Below are 16,616 nucleotides of genomic sequence, written 5' to 3'. Positions count from 1 at the left end.
ATCGATGCTCTTCATCCGTTCCCTGATTTTCGCGCTGTACCTGCTGATCATCACGCCGCCGTATGCGTGCGCCTGCTTCATCGTCTTCCCGTTCGTCAACGCCGAGAAACGCTTCCGCTTCGTGCGTGGCTGGCCGGTGCTTGTCATCAGTGCCGCGCGCCTGATCTGTGGCATCAATTACCGCATCGAAGGCAAGGAAAAGATGCTGGCGATGCTCGACAAGCCCGTGGTGCTGCTCTCCAAGCACCAGTCCGCCTGGGAAACCATCGCCTACATGGCGCTGATGCCCAAGCCGCTGTGCTTCGTGTTCAAGCGCGAATTGCTGTTCGTGCCCTTCTTTGGCTGGGCGCTGGGCATGCTCAAGATGGTGCACATCAACCGCAAGGACGGCACGCGTGCATTTGCATCGGCAGCACGTCAGGGTCGCGAGCGCCTCAACGAAGGGGCCTGGATCATCATGTTCCCGGAAGGCACTCGCACGCCTTCGGGCATGCAGAAGCCCCGCTACAAGAGCGGCGGTGCACGCCTGGCCGTGGAAACCGGCGCATGGGTGTTTCCGATGGCGGTCAATTCGGGCCGCTGCTGGCCGCGCAACACGTTCCTGAAGTATCCGGGCACCATCACCATCTCCGTGGGCGATGCCATTCCTTCGGCCAACAAGACGGCCGACGTACTGAACCAGGAAGCCGAGGTGTGGATCGAAGCGGAGATGCGCCGTATCGACGCCGATAGTTATCGCCGGACCGCCGGCCAGGCCACCGCATGAAGCTGCTGCGGCCCTCTCCCGAGAATCCCCAGCTGGAACTGCCGCTGGCCGACGCGCCTGGGGCGGTCGCCACGCAGGAGCCGTCGCTGCCGGAGGCGCATGGCCTTGCGCAGCCCACCCTGCAGCCCGACCACGCCACGTGGCCGCCCGCGCAGCCGAACGCGCGGATGCTGCGGGTGGGCGAGCGCATCGTTCACTACGCACTCAAGCGGTCTGCCCGCCGCACGATCGGCTTTACCGTGGACGATCGCGGGTTGTCGATCACCGCGCCGCGCTGGGTCACCCTGGGCGATGTGGAATCGGCCATCCTGGAGAAGCAGCGCTGGATCTTCGCCAAACTGGGCGAATGGCGCCACCGCGAGACCCGCCGCGTGCTGCCCACTGTGCAATGGCGCGACGGTGCGTCGCTGCCCTTCCTGGGCACGCCGATCACGCTGCGGCTGGATTCGCCTGCCTCCGTGCTGATGTTCGACGCGGAGACCCGCGTGCTGCATCTGGCGCTGCCGGCCCATGCCGACGATCAGCAGATCAAGGACCGCGTGCAGGGCTGGCTCCAGGCGCAGGCGCGCCGCCTGCTGGCAGAGCGGCTCGACATTTACGCAGACAAGCTCGGCGTGCGCCACACCGGTTTCGCGCTGACCTCGGCCGCCACACGCTGGGGCAGTTGTACGGCGGACGGCAAGATCCGCCTCAACTGGCGGCTCATGCATTTCCCGCTGTCGATGATCGACTATGTGGCCGCGCACGAACTGGCACACCTCAAGGAAATGAACCACGGCCCCCGCTTCTGGGAAACCGTTGAATCCATCTTCCCCGAGTTCCGCGACGCCCGCGCCGAGCTGCGCGCCCATCCGCCGGAACTGCTGCCAACGTTCTGAGGCGTCCGGGCGCAATCTGTCGGGGGGGACTAAAATGGCGGTCTCCGCTTTGACAACGACCTCACAGAGAAGGCCCCCATGCGACTCCTCCACACCATGCTGCGCGTTGGCGACTACCAGCGCTCGATCGATTTCTACACGCGCATCCTCGGCATGCAACTGCTGCGCGAGAGCGACAACCCCGAGTACAAGTACCGCCTGGCCTTTGTCGGCTACGGCCCGGAGAGCGAAACCGCGGTGCTGGAACTGACCTACAACTACGGCGTGGACAAGTACGACCTGGGTTCCGCCTACGGCCATATCGCGCTGGAAACGCCGAACGCAGCCGATGCCTGCGAGCGCATCCGCGCCGCTGGCGGCAAGGTCACGCGCGAAGCTGGCCCCGTCAAGGGCGGCACCACTGTCATCGCCTTCGTGGAAGACCCGGACGGCTACAAGATCGAACTGATCGAACGCAATTCCACGCGCGACGCTGCCCGTCCGTAAGCGCCCGGATCCATGGGCACGCAAACAATAACAAGGCGCCCGCTGGACAGCATGGCCATCGGATTGATGGTCCTGCTGTGCGCCGCATGGGGACTCCAGCAAGTTGTGATCAAGGTCACGGCGCCCTTGATGGGCGCCGTACTCCAGGCCGGCGTCCGCTCCGCCATCGCTGCGCTGCTCGTCTTCGCGTTTGCGGCATGGCGCCGTACCCCGCTTTGGGAACATGACGGCACCCTGCGGGCCGGCATCGTCGCCGGTCTGCTGTTCGGTGCGGAGTTCTTCTGCATCTTTGTCGGACTAGGCCACACCACCGCCTCGCGTATGGCCGTGTTCCTCTACACCGCACCGATCTTCACCGCGCTGGGGCTGCACCTCTTTGTTCCGGGCGAGCATTTGCAGCGCGGCCAGTGGCTGGGCGTGGTCATGGCGTTCTGCGGCATGGTGCTGGCCTTCGCCGATGGCATCGTCTCGTCGTCAGCGCAATCGTCCACACTGCTCGGCGATGCGCTGGGCGTAGTGGCTGGGGCGCTATGGGCGGCTACAACGATCGTGGTACGCGGCAGCAAACTGTCGCACGCACCGGCCAGCAAGACGCTGCTCTATCAGTTGACGGTCTCGGCCGTGCTGCTGCTCGTGATGGCCCTGGCGGCGGGGCAAGTGCATCGCGTGGAGGTCAACGGCTTTGTGGTGGCGAGCCTGTTCTACCAGTCGGTGCTCGTGGCGTTCGCCAGCTACCTGATCTGGTTCTGGCTGCTGCGCCAGTACCTGGCCTCGCGCCTCTCGGTCTTCTCGTTCCTGACCCCGCTGTTCGGCGTGGCATTTGGTGTGCTGCTGATGCACGATCAGGTGGGCGTGAGATTCGCCGTGGCGGCGGTGCTGGTATTGGGGGGGATTGTGCTGGTGAATCGGAAGGGATAGTTGTTGGCTCCCCTCTCCCATGAAGTGGGAGAGGGGTTGAGGGTGAGCGCTGGAGGTTCTGCTTGCCGACGTGTGGCAATTTGAACGGCCTGCCCTCTCCCCCGCCCCTCTCCCGCCTTGCGGGAGAGGGGAGAACACCGAAGGGAACATCCAAGTTTTACTTCGGAAACGAAAACATCCCCAGTGCGCTGCGAACTTCGTCCAGCGTCTGCTGGGTCAGTTCGCGGGCTTCTTCGGTGCCCTTCTTGAGGATGTCGAAGACGTAGCCCGGGTCCTGCGCCAGCTGCTCGCGGCGCTCGCGCATCGGACGCAGCATTTCCTGCAGGATGCCTTCCACTCGGCGCTTGAGCACCATGTCGCCCAGGCCGCCGCGTCGGTAGTGGTCCTTGAGCGCCTGCACTTCCTCGACGTTCGGATCGAACGCGTCGAGGTAGGTGAACACGACATTGCCCTCGACCTGCCCCGGGTCGGACACCTTGAGGTGGTTCGGGTCGGTGTACATCTTCTGCACGGCCTCGCGGATCTGGTCCGGCGAGGCGCCGAGCGGAATCGAGTTACCCATCGACTTGCTCATCTTGGCCTTGCCATCCACGCCCGGCAGACGGCCATGCTTCGGGATCAGCGCGGTGGCTTCGGGCAGCACGTCGCGGCCAACCTGATGGTTGATGCGGCGCACGATCTCGTTGGTCTGCTCGATCAACGGGGCCTGGTCTTCACCCACCGGCACCAGCACGGCCTTGAAACCCGTGATGTCCGCAGCCTGCGACGCCGGGTAGCACAGGAAACCCGCCGGGATGTCACGGCCAAAGCCGCGCGCCTGGATCTCTTCCTTGATCGTCGGATTGCGTTCGAGACGCGAGACCGTGACGAAGTTGAGATACATCAGGGTCAGTTCGGCCAGTGCCGGCAGGTGCGACTGCACCGTGATCGTGGTCTTGGCCGGGTCGATGCCCACGGCCAGATAATCGAGCGCGACTTCCAGCACGTTGCGGCGCACCTTCTCCGGATCGTGCGCGTTGTCGGTCATCGCCTGCGTGTCGGCCAGCAGCACGTACTGCTTGTGCGTTTCCTGCAACTGCACGCGGCTCTTCAGGGACCCTACGAAGTGACCCAGGTGAAGCGGGCCGGTGGGGCGGTCGCCGGTCAGGATGACGGGACGCGTATCGGTCTTGGTCTGTTCGGTCATGGAGCGTCGCTCAAACTTCAAATTTAGGAAAACGAAAGACGTGGTCCGGCATCAAGCCGTGCCGCTTGCGCGCGGCGCGGCGCCATTGCCGACGATGCGCGCCAGTTCCACATACTCGGATACGGCAACTTCTTCGGCACGGCGGGTCAGGTCGAAGCCCAGCGCGTCGAAGTCCACCTGGTCACGCAGGAAAGACAGCGTGTTACGCAGCACCTTGCGGCGCTGCGAGAAGGCCGCGGTCACCACATCGCCCAGCACGTTGGCGTCGCAGGCCGGATACGGCGAACGCAGCGTGCCATCCTCGCCGCGTGGCCACGGGATCATGCGCACCACGGCCGAATCGACCTTGGGCGGCGGGTTGAACGATGCCGGCGGCACGTCCAGCACGTGTTCCATGTGGTAGCGCACCTGCAGCATGATCGACAACCGCCCGAACGCCTTGCTGCCGGGCTCTGCAACCATGCGCTCGACCACTTCCTTCTGGAGCATGAAATGCTGATCGCGCACGTGATCGGCGAAATCCATCAGGTGGAACAGCAGCGGACTCGAAATGTTGTACGGCAGGTTGCCGACGATACGCAGCGCACGGCCCGGTTCCTGCAGCTTGCCGAAGTCGAAGGCCAGCGCATCGCCGGCATGCACCGTCAGGCGGTCTTCGTAGCGGCGACGGAGCCGTTCCACGAGATCACGATCCAGCTCGACGACCTGCATCGCGGGCAGACGTTCGAGCAGCGGGTCGGTCAGCGCGCCGAGGCCCGGCCCGATCTCGACGACGATGTCGTCCGGTTGCGGATCGATCGCGTTGACGATGCCGTAGATGATGCCGTCGTCGACCAGAAAATTCTGGCCGAACCGTTTGCGGGCCACATGGCCCTGATGCACGTTTGAACGCATAGGTCAGTGCCGGCCGCTGCCGGCGGACGCGCCGTTGCCGTGGCGTCCGCTGGCGTGGCCAGCCATGTTGATGGCACATCGGATGGCTTCGATCATGCTGCCGTGCTCAGCCCGGCCGCTACCGGCCAGGTCGAGTGCGGTGCCATGGTCCACCGAGGTGCGGATGAATGGCAGGCCCAGCGTGACATTGACGCCGTGGCCGAACGTGCCGTATTTCAGGGGCGCAAGGCCCTGGTCGTGGTACATCGCCAGCACGCAGTCGGCATCGCGCAGATGGCGTGGCTGGAACAGCGTGTCGGCGGGATAGGGGCCGCGTGCATCGATATCGGCATCGGCCGCCAGCTGCAGCGCAGGCACGATGACATCGATTTCCTCGCGCCCCATATGGCCCGATTCGCCCGCATGCGGATTCAGCCCCGTCACCAGGATGCGCGGTCGGGCGATGCCGAAATGGCGGCGCAGGTCGTGGTCGACGATGCGCAGGGTATCGATCAGCATCGGCACCGTCAGCGCATCGGGCACGGCGCGCAGCGGCAGGTGGGTAGTGGCGAGCGCTACGCGCAGCATGGCGTTGTCATGCGCCGGCTGCGGACCCGCCAGCATCATCACCACGCGCGGTACGCCCGCCTGCTCGGCCAGGTATTCGGTATGGCCGGTGAACGGCACACCGGCATCGTTGATCGTACTTTTCTGAACAGGCGCCGTGATCATGGCCGCATAGCGGCCGTCGCGCAGTCCGCCGATGGCGGCATCGAGCAGCGCCAGCACGTAGCGTCCGTTGCGCGCATCGAGGTGACCCGGTTCGCAGGCCACGCCAAGCGCGATGTCCTCCACCACGACATGGCCCTCGGCGAGGCGTCGCTGCCAGGCATGGGCCACGCCCAGAGCTTCTGCACGCGCCATGAGCAGGCGTGCATCTCCAAGCACATGAAAGCGGAGGCTGCCTCCGTTGCCGCTCCCCGCCCCGTGACCGTTCCCGGCCAGCTGCAGCAGGGCACCGATGGTGATATCGGGGCCGATGCCGGCGGGCTCGCCGGTGGTGATCGCCAGGGCAGGCGTTGCGGTCAGAGAGGCAGGGTCGGGCATGGCAGGGGCCGGCGCATCAGCGCTGGCGGTTGATCCGGTATTCGACGTAGGCGGCGCTGCGCAGTTGGCGCACCCAGTCATCATAGGCGGCGCGCAGCTTCTGCTCGCGAACTTCCGCACGGGCGAAGTCGCGCTGCTTCTCCGACGATACTTCGGTCTCGCGACGGTTTTCCACCTGAATCAGGTGAACGCCAAACTGCGACACGACCGGCTCGGAAATCTCGCCCGGACGCAGCCGGTTCATCGCTTGCTCGAACTCCGGCACAAGCTCGCCAGGAGAAATCCAGCCCAGTTCGCCGCCCTGCTGGGCCGAGCCATCCTGTGAATAGCGGCGCGCCGCATCGGCAAAGTCGCCGCCGTGCGTGATCCGGTCGCGGATGGTGGACATCTGGCGCTTGGCCTCTGCCTCGGGCATGTTCGGGCCAGTGCGGATCAGGATGTGGCGCACCTGCGTCTGGGTGATGCGGTCGGCCGCGGCCTGCTGCGGCGCCGCGCCCATGCGCTTGGACGCCAGCTTCAGCACATGGAAGCCGTTGGCCGATTCCACTACCTCCGGCACTACGCTGCCCGGCTGCAGGTCGACCACGGCATTCGCGAATTGCGCCGGCAGGCGTCCAATTTCGCGGAAGCCCATCGAGCCGCCCTGCGCCGCTTCCGGCGCGTCGGAGTTGGCGCGGGCCAGCGCCGCGAAGTCGGCGTTGCTGGCCTGTGCCTGCTTGAGCAGACCCTCGGCCTTGGCCTTGAGCTGCGCCTTCTGCGCCTCGGATGCGTCCTCGGGCACGCGCACCAGGATCTGCTGCACGTCGAACTCCGTCGGGCCGGTCGCCGCGCCCTGGCCGCCGCGCGCAGCGATGAAGTTGTCGATCTCGCCGTCGTACACCTGCACCTTCGAGTCCACCTCACGCTCGCGCAGGCGGATCACCTGCACCTGCTTGCGCAGTTCGTCGCGATACTTGGTCCAGCTCATGCCGCTGGATTCCACACGCATGCGCAAGTCGCCAGCAGACATCTTGTTCTGCTGCGCCACCGATTCGATGGCTCGGTCCACTTCCTGATCCGTCACCTTGATGCCGGCGTCCTGGGCAGCCTGCGTCTGCACACGCTCCATCACCAGGCGTTCGAGCACTTCGCCCAGCAGGTCCGCACGCGGCGGAACCTGGCGATTGGCCGTGCGCAACTGGTTCTCGATCTCGTCGGCACGGTCCAGCAGTTCACGGCGCGTGATCACACTGTTGTTGACGATGGCCACGACCTCGTCCACCAATTGCGAGCGTTTCTGGCCGGACTGCGGCTGCGGCACGCCCATCTGCGGCTGGCTCGGGGCAACGGTGTTCTGCGGCGCGGACGGCTGCATGAAGATGCCCTGTGTACGCGATCCGGAGCTGGAGCCCGGGGCACGCAACTGCGCGGCCGCCGGTGCGGCCAGTGTCACGAGGACAGCCGAAACCAGCAGGCGCTGCCAGGGGTTCAGGCGGGACAACACGGAGAAAGCTTGACGTTTCATCTTGGTCCGTCATTCATAGTGATCGTACGGTGTCGTAGGCACCGGCCGCGCGGTGGCAGGCTCGTAGCCCGGCACGTTGAGGCGCAGCATGTTCAGCGGGTTGGAACCCACTTTCGACAGCCCGCGGAATTCCACCTGCACAAAGAACCGGCCGGTGTATCCATTCGTGGTGTTGCGGAAGCGCTGGTAGACGAAACGTCCCACCCAGCAATCGGCCACATATTCCATGCCCGCCAGCGCATCCACAAGCTGGTTGGCAGACTGATCGTAGGCAACCCGGCCAATACCGTAGGTGCGCTGGGTAATCGGCCACTGGGCCGACATTTCCACCTGGTCGATGGCGGTATTGTCCGTGACCGACGTCGGGCGGCGATAGCGGTAGCCCACGTTCACCACCTTGCGCGATTCCGGACGCCACGCGAACGCCACGTTGGAGTAGTTGACGCGATTATCGTCGGGGTTCCACTGGATGCCCGCATCGAGATAGTAGCCACGGAACAGCTGGATCGTCGTGGCGGCCAGCAGGTCCGAATAGCTCGGCTTGTTGTCCGTCAGCGTGCCGCCAATCTGCACGCGCTGGCCGGTGAAGTCGATCCGTTGCGCAATCGTGCCGCGGAAGCGCTCCACGCCGGTATCGGCTTCGATCAGGCGCGTGGTCAGGCCCGCCGTCAGCTTGTTGTTGTCCGCGATCCGGTCGTTACCGCTGAACGGGTTCTCGGTGAAAATCTGGCCGTAGCTGAAGTCCGACTGCACGGTGTCGAACAGCGGGAACTGGCTCTGGTCGCGGAACGGCGTGTAGACGTAGAACAGGCGCGGTTCAAGCGTCTGGGTATAGTTCACGCCGAACAACCGGCTGATGCCCGGCGCCTCGCGCTCGAACGTCATGCCGGAGTCCAGGCTGACCGTCGGGATGGCACGGCTCATCGTGTTCGCCGCGCCCGTCGTGTTCGTCCCCACGTCCATGTCGTACTGGGCCGCGTTGAAGATCACCTTCGGCGTCACGTACCAGCCCGGCCGGACGATGGGATAGCTGATGGTCGGCTGGAAGTACGCGCGCGAACCTTCGGGCTGCTGAATGCCGGTCGACGTCAGCGGGATGCGGAACCGCGTGTAGTCGGTGTCGATCGAGACATCGAAACCGCCAAAATCATAGCGGGTGTACCTCGCACTCAGTTGCGGTTCGCGTTCGTACGACGGCTCGCTGGGGCGTAGCGTCTGGAACTTCTGCACACGCGCCATGAACGTCCAGTAGTTCCAGCTATAGATCACGCCGCCTTCCTGCGTGTACTGGCGCAGGGTGGATTGCGAGACGGTGCGCGTCAGGTCGTCCGGATACTGGTCGTCCGATACCTTGCTCACGTTGGCGTAGGCGGTCAGACCCGGCAGGATCCGTTGAGTGTGCTGGAACGAATACGCCCAGCGATCACGGCCGGCTTTCTTGTCGTCAGGCAGGAATTCGGCGCGCAACCGGCCACTGTAGCCGTCGCCCAGATACCGGAAATCCCCACCCAGCTGCACGCCTCGCGACGACAGCAGACGCGGATAGATCGTCAGGTCGCGGTTTGGCGCCAGGTTGAAGTAATACGGTACTGTCAGGTCGAGCCCCGACTTGGAGCTGTACCCCATCAGCGGCGGCAGCACCCCGCTGCGGCGTTCGTCGTTCAGCGGAAACGAGAACGCCGGGGCACCCGCCACGGGCACGCCAAAGAAATGCAGTACGCCACCATAGGCCGTACCCACCTCGCGGTCGCTGTCGAGATCGAGCTTGGAGGCGCTGAAGTACCAGTCCGCGTTGTCGGGCGAACAGGTCGTGTAGGTAGCCTTCTTGAGGGTACTGCGGTCCGGATCCAGGAAATCGATGCGCTCGGCACTGCCGGCGCCGCCCGTCTGCTGGAAATAGTAATCCGGCGAGAGCATGTGGCCTTCGTTGGCTTGTATTCGCATCCGCGCCTCGGGGCCCACGGCCAGCGTACCGCTCTGCGACATCCGCACATTGCCCGTGGCATACGCCTCGTCGGTGTCCTGGTCGTAGGTCAGCTTGTCGCCCTTGACCACGGCGCCGTCGCGGCGCAGTTCGGCGTTGCCCTCGAGTTCGACGCCTTTCTCGTTGTAGCCCGTCATCCGGTCACCGGAGATGTAGGCCGGCGCATCGGGATTGGCAGGTTTGGAACTCTGTGCCCCACCCAGCGGGCTGTTACCGGAGGTAGCAGCCTTCGGGGCTGGCTCGGCCAGGCGCGGCACCAGTTCACCTGATTCAGGCTGGGGCGCGGAGTCCGGTGCCCGCGTGAACGTCGGCGCGGAAAGATCGATATCGGGGATCGCAGACGCCGCGCCATACTGGGCGTACGCGTGGACCGATAGGCCGGCCATGGCCAGCACGAGCGGTCGCAGGGCGCTGGCAGGCACGCGGACGCGCCGGGGCATTCCCTCTGGCGCGGGCGGTCGGGTGGCCGGATGATGCGGTGATCGTCGTTGTTCGGTCATGCAAACGGTTGTCGGTCGGCTCGGCAACGGGCGCGGGGCGGGACAGAAACAATGCGGTCCCGTACCCCGCCGGCCCAATGCCTGAGCGGGCTGCGGGGCACAAAGGCCCCTCCCGGGGGCCACCCGGCGCCCGGGTCTGGTCGGGTATTATACGGGGCATCCTATCCTCCCTTTCCGGCATGGCAGCACATATTGACGACCTGGGCCACGACCCACGCATCGAACAACTGAAATCGTGGGTAGCTGGCCTCGGCGACACATGGTCGATCGACCCGGCCTCGTGCGCCCCGGCATCCGCCGACGCGAGCTTCCGCCGCTATTTCCGCGTACGTACCGGAAACCCTGCGCACCCCACCGCCATCGTCATGGATGCGCCGCCGTCCCATGAGGATTGCCGCCCGTTCATCCACGTGGCGAAACTGTTCGGCGACGCCGGCGTGACCGTGCCCACCGTGCTGGCCCAGGACCTGGAACAGGGCTTCCTGCTGCTGGCCGATCTCGGCAACGAGACCTACCTGTCGCGCCTGGACGAGGCATCGGCCCGCCCGCTCTACGGCGACGCGGCCACGGCGCTGGTACGTATCCAGCTGGCGACGCGACCCGGCGAGCTGCCCGTCTACGACCGCGCCCTGCTGCAGCGCGAACTCGACCTGTTCCCCGAGTGGTACGTGGGCAAGCACCTCGGCGTGACACTCGACGCGCGCCAGCAGGCGGACCTGCGCGACGTCTTCGATGCGATCCTGGCCAACAACCTGGCCCAGCCGCAGGTCTACGTGCATCGCGACTACCACTCGCGCAACCTGATGGTGCTGCCAGAAAACGCCAGCGTGGGCGGCAATCCAGGCATCCTCGATTTCCAGGATGCCGTGATCGGCCCCATCACCTATGACGCCGTATCGCTCTGGCGCGACGCCTATATCGAGTGGGACGAAGAGCAGCAGCTCGACTGGTTGATCCGCTACTGGGAGCAGGCACGCCGCGCCGGCCTGCCCGTGGCCGCCGACTTCGGCGACTTCTATCGCGATTACGAGTGGATGGGCCTGCAGCGGCACCTCAAGGTGCTCGGCATATTTGCCCGCCTGTATCACCGCGACGGCAAGGACGGCTACCTGGCCAACCTGCCACTGGTGCTCAAGTACACGCGCAACGTCGCCGGCCGGTATTCCGAGCTGCGCAAGCTCGTGCGTCTCCTCGATGCCCTGGAAGGCACCGACCGCCCTACCGGCCTGACGTTCTAGGCCGTGGCAAATCCATCTGACTCCCCCGGAAACACCGAGATCACGCGCAGCGGCGAGTGGTGGGCCGGCGTACGCGCGCTGGCCCCGATGCTGCTGGGCGTGGTGCCATTCGGCCTGATCTATGGGGTGCTGGCAGTCAACGCTGGCATGCCCGCCTGGCTGGCCTGTGCGATGAGCGCCGTGGTGTTTGGCGGCGCCTCGCAGATGATCCTGACGCAGCTCTGGTCCGCCGGCACGCCGGCGCTGGTGATCGCCTTCACCGTGGCAATGGTCAACCTGCGCCACGCACTGTACTCGGCCACGATCGCACCCTCGCTGGCACCGCTGCCGCGCCGCTGGAAGGCGCTGATTGCCTACCTGCTGACCGACGAGGCGTTTGCCGCGATGACGCGCCGGCTCGGCGATACTGGCCCGCGCGCGAAGTATCGCCACTGGTTCTATTTCGGTGCGGGCTTCTCGCTCTGGGCAAGCTGGCAGATTTCCACGCTGGCCGGCGTGCTCGTGGGCGCCCAGGTGCCGCGCGACTGGCCGCTCGATTTCTTCCTGCCGCTGACGTTTATCGCGATCATCGTGCCGAACCTGAAACACCGTGCGCAGGTGGCTGCCGCACTGGTGGCCACGGCGCTGGCCGTAGCGTGCTACGCGATGCCCCACAAGCTCGGCATCATGGCGGCAGCACTGGGCGGCATCGCCGCCGGCATGCTGCTGCTGGGTCGTGACCGCCACGGACGCGGCCAGCCCGCCAGCGCCAACCGGGAGCCTGCCGCATGAGCACGATGACACTGCTGTGGGTATTCATCGGTGCGGGCATGGCCACGTTCCTGATACGTCTGTCGTTCATTGCCGTGGAAGGCCGTGTGCGACTGCCCGCGTGGTTCCGCACTGCGCTGCAGTTCGTGCCAGCCGCGATGCTGTCGGCGCTGATCGCCCCCGACCTGCTGATGCGCGACGGCGCCCTGTACCTCAGCCCGCTGAATGCGCGCCTGGTGGCAGGCCTTGTGGCCATCGTCATTGCCGCGCGCACGCGCAGCGTGGGCTGGACGATCGCCGGCGGCATGGCCGCACTGATCGCCATGGAGACCCTGATTTGAAAGCGATGATTTTTGCCGCCGGACGCGGCGATCGCATGCGTCCGTTGACGGACACCACACCCAAGCCGCTGCTGCCCGTGGGCGGCAAACCCCTGATCGTCTGGCAGATCGAGGCATTGGCCCGCACCGGCGTGGCCGACATCGTCATCAACCACGCGTGGCTCGGTGCCCAGCTGGAATCCGCGCTGGGCGATGGTGCGCAGTTCGGCGTGCGCATCCACTGGTCCGCCGAAGGCACGGCGCTGGAGACCGCCGGGGGCATCGCACAGGCCCTGCCGTTGCTGGCTGCCGACGAGGGCGATGGCATCTTCCTGGCCGTCTCGGGCGACATCTTCTGCGATTTCGACTACCGCACGCTGCTGTCGCGCGCACGGGACATGACCGGTGCGGAGCGCCCCGGGATGCACCTTGTCATGGTACCCAATCCGCCCTTTCACCCGCGCGGAGATTTCGTGCTGCGGGCGGATGGCAGGCTGGCGCTGCCCGATGTCGATGGGAAGGCCAATGGCGAGGCACTGACCTTCGGCAATATCGGCCTGTACGACACGCGATTGTTCCGCGATATCTTGCCCGGCCAGAAGGTGGCGATGACACCGTACTACCGCGCAGCGATTGCCGACGGCCGCGCCAGCGGCGAGCGTTTCGACGGCCGCTGGGAAAACGTGGGCACCCCCGAGCAACTGGCCTCGCTCGACCGTGCATTGCGCGCCTGAAGCCCTCCGGGGTGCCGGTTTGCCCACATGCCAGGCACGCACGGCAAGCCGACGGGTTTAGAATCGGCACATTCCCTCAACAGACCTGTTCCGGCCTCCCGCCGGCATTCCTCCATGTCCGCACACGAATCCGCTGATTTCGCAGTTTCCGGCGCGTGCCGCGACCGCCGTGCCCGCGTGCTGCAACACCTGCGCCGCAACGGCGGCGGCGTGGCCATCGTGCCGACCGCGCCGGAAGCCATGCGCAACCGCGACAGCGACTATCCGTACCGGCACGACAGCTATTTCTATTACCTGACCGGCTTCACCGAGCCCGAGGCCGTGCTGGTGCTGGTGGCGGGCGCACCGGGCGACACTGGCGAGCAGGGCCGCGACCGCAGCATCCTGTTCTGCCGCCCCAAGCACGAGGAACGCGAGATCTGGGACGGTTTCCGCTACGGTCCCGAGGGTGCGCTCGCCGCGTTTGGATTCGACGAGGCCTATTCGGTCGAAGAGATCGACAAGCTGCTGCCGCCGCTGCTTGCCAATCGCGCGCAGCTCGCCTATCCGCTGGCCGCGAATACCGAGATCGACATCAACGTGCGCCGCTGGCTCGATGCGGTGCGCATGCAGGGCCGCGCCGGTGTCTCGGCACCTTCGGTCGCCGTCGATGTGCGCACGCTGCTCGACGAGATGCGCCTGTTCAAGGATGCCGGCGAAGTGGCCACCATGCGCCGCGCCGCCGAGATCTCCGCCCAGGCCCATGTGCGCGCCATGCAGACGTCGCGCGCCGGCCTACGCGAGTACCACCTCGAAGCCGAGCTGCTGTATGAATTTCGTCGTCACGGCGCGCAGAGCGTGGCGTACAACTCGATCGTCGCCACGGGCGCCAATGCCTGCGTGCTGCACTACCGCGCCGGCCCGGCGGAACTGCGCGACGGCGACCTGTGCCTGATCGATGCGGGCTGCGAGTTCGATGGCTACGCATCGGACATCACGCGCACGTTCCCGGTCTCGGGACGCTTCACGCCGGCCCAGCGCGAACTGTACGACCTCGTGCTGGCCGCGCAGGAAGCGGCCATTGCCGAGACGCGCGCCGGCGTGCCGTACAACGTGCCGCACGACGCGGCCGTGAAGGTGCTGGCGCAGGGCATGCTCGATACGGGCCTGCTCGACCGCAACAAGGAAGGCACGCTCGACGACGTGCTGGCCAGCGGCAGCTATCGCCGCTTCTACATGCACCGCACGGGCCACTGGCTCGGCATGGACGTGCACGATGTGGGCGAGTACCGCGTGCCCGGCCCATTGCCTGCCGGCCAGGAAGGCGAGCGCCCGTGGCGCCCGCTGGAGGCCGGCATGGTGTTGACCATCGAGCCGGGCATCTATGTGCGCCCGGCCGAAGACGTGCCCGAGCGCTACTGGCATATCGGCATCCGTATCGAGGATGACGCCGTGGTGACGGCGGGCGAATGTGAACTGATCACGCGCGGGGTGCCTGTGAAGGCAGACGAAATCGAGGCACTGATGCGCGGCAACGGAGGACCGTCGCGATGAAGGCATTGTTGAGCAAACTGTTCGGTGTGGGGACCACGCGGCATCGCAGCACCGTGCAACACGTGGACCCGAACGAACCGTTCGTCGTGAACCTGCATGACGACCGCGTGGTCGTGCATCGCCCCGATGGTCAGCGCGAGGAACTGGCATGGGACGCACTGGAGCGCGTGGTCATCCGCGTCTCGGACCGCGAACCCTGGGCTGGCAAGCCGTGGCTGATCCTGGCCGGCGACGCCGAAAGCCAGCAGGGCTGCGTGGTGCCGATGGCCGCGGCAAACTTTGACGCGCTGCTGCAGCGACTGCGGCAACTGCCCGGTTTCCACGAGCAGAAATTAGAGAACGCACTGCGCGATGCCGAGGCCGGCAAGAAGCGCACCGACGCCAATCTCTGGAAGCGCGGCGAAGCGGCACAAGCCGAGACCGCGCTGGCACAGGAGGCAGCCAGCCATGACACAGCAGGGCAACCCTGATCTGCAAGGTAGCGCAGCGGCAACAACGGCGCCGCGCGACATCGTCATCGTCGGCAGTGGCCCCGTGGGGCTGGCCCTGGCCGGGCAACTGCTGCGCTGCACGCCGTTCCGCATCACGCTGATCGATGCCGCCACGCCCGCACGCGCGGCGCGCGATCCGCGTGCCATTGCGCTGTCGCACGGCAGCCGCCAGTTGCTCGAACAGATTGGCGCATGGCCGGTGCCGGCGCAGGCCATCGAACACATCCACGTTTCGCAGCGGGGGCGCTTTGGCCACCTGAAACTGCACCGCGACGACTACGACGTGCCCGCGCTCGGCTACGTGGTCAAGTATGGCGACCTGTGCCAGACGCTGGAACGTGCGCTGGCTCGCGCGGCCGACGCGGCACCGGGTCGCCTGGAACGCGTGTTCGAAACCCGCATCGACAATATCGAACCCGATGGCGACGACGCCGTCACCCTGACCGGCACAGCCCACGCCGATCACGATGGCCTGCCGGTGCGTTACGCCGCCCGGCTGGCGATTCAGGCCGAGGGGGGTCTGTTCCATCAGCAGGCCCAGCGGCTGGCGCGGGGCACCGAAACCACGCGGCGGCGCGACTATGGTCAGACGGCCATCATCGGCCATGTGACGTGTACACAGCCGCAGCCCGGATGGGCCTGGGAGCGATTCACCGAGGAAGGTCCGCTGGCCCTTCTGCCGCATGAGGAGCATGGCGCTTCGGGCTACGCGCTGGTGTGGTGTTGCGCGCCGGAAGAGGCACAGCGGCGACTGGCACTGTCAGATGAGGAGTTTGCCGAGGAACTGGGCCGCGCCTTTGGCACACGCATGGGCCGTTTCGCGCTCGCCGGCAAGCGCCACGCCTTCCCGCTCGGCCTGAACGCGGCGCCTGTGACGGTCAGTGGCCGGGTTGTCGCAGTCGGCAATGCGGCGCAGACGTTGCATCCGGTGGCCGGCCAAGGTCTGAATCTGGGATTGCGCGATGCCTTCGCGCTGGCCGATTCCCTGCGCGCCGGCTGCACGCCCGAAGCTTTGCAGGCGTTTGCCAGCCGTCATCGTGTAGATCGGGCCATGACCATCGGTATCACGGACTTTCTGCCGCGCGTATTCGGCGTGGGTGGGCCGCTTGCTGCGCATGCACGCGGTGCATCGCTGGCCGCTTTGGCCTGTCTGGCGCCGATCAAGCACTCGTTGGCGCGCCACATGATGTTTGGCGCGCGCCGCTAGGCACCGTTCGACGGTCGTTAGACGGCCGCCTCCATGATATTTGCTCATTTATTGAGCAATAGCGCCGGATTAGCGGTAAAATCCCGGCCTCGCACATGACCCCGACTTGGCCGGCCCACAGGGCCGGAAGGGGCATGTTTT

General features: G+C 66.0%; 16 protein-coding genes. 11 read left to right on the top strand and 5 right to left on the bottom strand.

Going from position 1 to position 16,616, the window contains the following annotated elements; genetic code table 11:
- Positions 1-4 precede the first annotated feature (4 nt).
- From ABDB81_RS04265 to ABDB81_RS04250, 4 genes are all read left to right on the top strand, one after another.
- Positions 5-766, top strand: coding sequence for a lysophospholipid acyltransferase family protein (locus ABDB81_RS04265; protein WP_137924960.1), 762 nt, complete (start codon positions 5-7; stop codon positions 764-766).
- Positions 763-1,644 carry a SprT family zinc-dependent metalloprotease gene (locus ABDB81_RS04260; RefSeq protein WP_346809900.1) on the top strand — a complete coding sequence of 294 codons (882 nt, stop codon included), beginning with the start codon at positions 763-765 and terminating at the stop codon, positions 1,642-1,644. The genes ABDB81_RS04265 and ABDB81_RS04260 overlap by 4 nt, the downstream gene beginning before the upstream one ends.
- 78 nt (positions 1,645-1,722) lie before the next feature.
- Entirely contained in the window at positions 1,723-2,130 is a 408-nt protein-coding gene (gene gloA, locus ABDB81_RS04255) for a lactoylglutathione lyase (RefSeq protein ID WP_137924958.1), read from the top strand.
- A gap of 12 nt (positions 2,131-2,142) precedes the next feature.
- Positions 2,143-3,048: a DMT family transporter gene (locus tag ABDB81_RS04250; RefSeq protein WP_160471475.1), complete on the top strand. Its 906-nt coding sequence runs from the start codon at positions 2,143-2,145 to the stop codon at positions 3,046-3,048.
- A gap of 157 nt (positions 3,049-3,205) precedes the next feature.
- On the opposite strand, the gene trpS is transcribed toward ABDB81_RS04250, so the two are convergent.
- From trpS to lptD, 5 genes are read right to left on the bottom strand one after another with little or no spacing between them, the layout of a single operon-like run.
- Positions 3,206-4,234, bottom strand: coding sequence for a tryptophan--tRNA ligase (trpS, locus tag ABDB81_RS04245; protein ID WP_160471473.1), 1,029 nt, complete (start codon positions 4,232-4,234; stop codon positions 3,206-3,208).
- 51 nt (positions 4,235-4,285) lie between these two features.
- Positions 4,286-5,128: a 16S rRNA (adenine(1518)-N(6)/adenine(1519)-N(6))-dimethyltransferase RsmA gene (gene rsmA / locus ABDB81_RS04240; protein WP_137924955.1), complete on the bottom strand. Its 843-nt coding sequence runs from the start codon at positions 5,126-5,128 to the stop codon at positions 4,286-4,288.
- 3 nt (positions 5,129-5,131) lie between these two features.
- Entirely contained in the window at positions 5,132-6,214 is a 1,083-nt protein-coding gene (pdxA, locus tag ABDB81_RS04235) for a 4-hydroxythreonine-4-phosphate dehydrogenase PdxA (RefSeq protein ID WP_346809897.1), read from the bottom strand.
- Between the two features lie 16 nt (positions 6,215-6,230).
- Positions 6,231-7,718, bottom strand: a complete 1,488-nt coding sequence (locus tag ABDB81_RS04230) for a peptidylprolyl isomerase (protein ID WP_137924953.1) — start codon at positions 7,716-7,718, stop codon at positions 6,231-6,233.
- A gap of 9 nt (positions 7,719-7,727) precedes the next feature.
- Entirely contained in the window at positions 7,728-10,202 is a 2,475-nt protein-coding gene (gene lptD / locus ABDB81_RS04225; protein ID WP_346809895.1) for an LPS assembly protein LptD, read from the bottom strand.
- Between the two features lie 179 nt (positions 10,203-10,381).
- Between lptD and ABDB81_RS04220 the strand changes: the two genes are divergently transcribed.
- From ABDB81_RS04220 to ABDB81_RS04190, 7 genes are all read left to right on the top strand, one after another.
- On the top strand, positions 10,382-11,440 hold the full coding sequence (locus ABDB81_RS04220) for a phosphotransferase (RefSeq protein ID WP_137924951.1): 1,059 nt from the start codon (positions 10,382-10,384) through the stop codon (positions 11,438-11,440).
- An 87-nt stretch (positions 11,441-11,527) separates the two neighbouring features.
- Positions 11,528-12,211 carry an AzlC family ABC transporter permease gene (locus ABDB81_RS04215; RefSeq protein WP_346810023.1) on the top strand — a complete coding sequence of 228 codons (684 nt, stop codon included), beginning with the start codon at positions 11,528-11,530 and terminating at the stop codon, positions 12,209-12,211.
- Positions 12,208-12,531 (top strand): AzlD domain-containing protein, encoded by a 324-nt coding sequence (locus ABDB81_RS04210; RefSeq protein ID WP_137924949.1) that lies wholly within the window; start codon positions 12,208-12,210, stop codon positions 12,529-12,531. Before ABDB81_RS04215 ends, ABDB81_RS04210 begins: the two co-directional genes overlap by 4 nt.
- Entirely contained in the window at positions 12,528-13,244 is a 717-nt protein-coding gene (gene murU / locus ABDB81_RS04205) for an N-acetylmuramate alpha-1-phosphate uridylyltransferase MurU (protein ID WP_346809893.1), read from the top strand. The genes ABDB81_RS04210 and murU overlap by 4 nt, the downstream gene beginning before the upstream one ends.
- A 114-nt stretch (positions 13,245-13,358) precedes the next feature.
- On the top strand, positions 13,359-14,777 hold the full coding sequence (locus ABDB81_RS04200) for an aminopeptidase P N-terminal domain-containing protein (protein WP_137924947.1): 1,419 nt from the start codon (positions 13,359-13,361) through the stop codon (positions 14,775-14,777).
- Positions 14,774-15,247 (top strand): hypothetical protein, encoded by a 474-nt coding sequence (locus tag ABDB81_RS04195; protein WP_346809891.1) that lies wholly within the window; start codon positions 14,774-14,776, stop codon positions 15,245-15,247. The genes ABDB81_RS04200 and ABDB81_RS04195 overlap by 4 nt, the downstream gene beginning before the upstream one ends.
- The gene (locus tag ABDB81_RS04190) at positions 15,225-16,475 is read left to right on the top strand and encodes a UbiH/UbiF/VisC/COQ6 family ubiquinone biosynthesis hydroxylase (protein ID WP_346809889.1); all 1,251 of its coding nucleotides are present in this window, start codon (positions 15,225-15,227) and stop codon (positions 16,473-16,475) included. Before ABDB81_RS04195 ends, ABDB81_RS04190 begins: the two co-directional genes overlap by 23 nt.
- Positions 16,476-16,616: the final 141 nt, after the last annotated feature.

The organism is Cupriavidus sp. DL-D2, from assembly GCF_039710735.1.
GTDB lineage: Bacteria > Pseudomonadota > Gammaproteobacteria > Burkholderiales > Burkholderiaceae > Cupriavidus.
The sequence above is the reverse complement of the archived record's forward strand: the minus strand, read 5'-3'. Positions and strand labels throughout refer to the sequence as shown.

Coding starts and splice junctions, on each gene's coding strand:
- ABDB81_RS04260 (WP_346809900.1), top strand. CDS start 763: ATGAAGCTGCTGCGGCCCTCTCCCGAGAATCCCCAGCTGGAACTGCCG.
- trpS (WP_160471473.1), bottom strand. CDS start 4,234: ATGACCGAACAGACCAAGACCGATACGCGTCCCGTCATCCTGACCGGC.
- ABDB81_RS04230 (WP_137924953.1), bottom strand. CDS start 7,718: ATGAAACGTCAAGCTTTCTCCGTGTTGTCCCGCCTGAACCCCTGGCAG.
- ABDB81_RS04250 (WP_160471475.1), top strand. CDS start 2,143: ATGGGCACGCAAACAATAACAAGGCGCCCGCTGGACAGCATGGCCATC.
- ABDB81_RS04195 (WP_346809891.1), top strand. CDS start 14,774: ATGAAGGCATTGTTGAGCAAACTGTTCGGTGTGGGGACCACGCGGCAT.
- ABDB81_RS04220 (WP_137924951.1), top strand. CDS start 10,382: ATGGCAGCACATATTGACGACCTGGGCCACGACCCACGCATCGAACAA.
- rsmA (WP_137924955.1), bottom strand. CDS start 5,128: ATGCGTTCAAACGTGCATCAGGGCCATGTGGCCCGCAAACGGTTCGGC.
- gloA (WP_137924958.1), top strand. CDS start 1,723: ATGCGACTCCTCCACACCATGCTGCGCGTTGGCGACTACCAGCGCTCG.
- ABDB81_RS04190 (WP_346809889.1), top strand. CDS start 15,225: ATGACACAGCAGGGCAACCCTGATCTGCAAGGTAGCGCAGCGGCAACA.
- pdxA (WP_346809897.1), bottom strand. CDS start 6,214: ATGCCCGACCCTGCCTCTCTGACCGCAACGCCTGCCCTGGCGATCACC.
- ABDB81_RS04200 (WP_137924947.1), top strand. CDS start 13,359: ATGTCCGCACACGAATCCGCTGATTTCGCAGTTTCCGGCGCGTGCCGC.
- ABDB81_RS04265 (WP_137924960.1), top strand. CDS start 5: ATGCTCTTCATCCGTTCCCTGATTTTCGCGCTGTACCTGCTGATCATC.
- lptD (WP_346809895.1), bottom strand. CDS start 10,202: ATGACCGAACAACGACGATCACCGCATCATCCGGCCACCCGACCGCCC.
- ABDB81_RS04210 (WP_137924949.1), top strand. CDS start 12,208: ATGAGCACGATGACACTGCTGTGGGTATTCATCGGTGCGGGCATGGCC.
- ABDB81_RS04215 (WP_346810023.1), top strand. CDS start 11,528: ATGCTGCTGGGCGTGGTGCCATTCGGCCTGATCTATGGGGTGCTGGCA.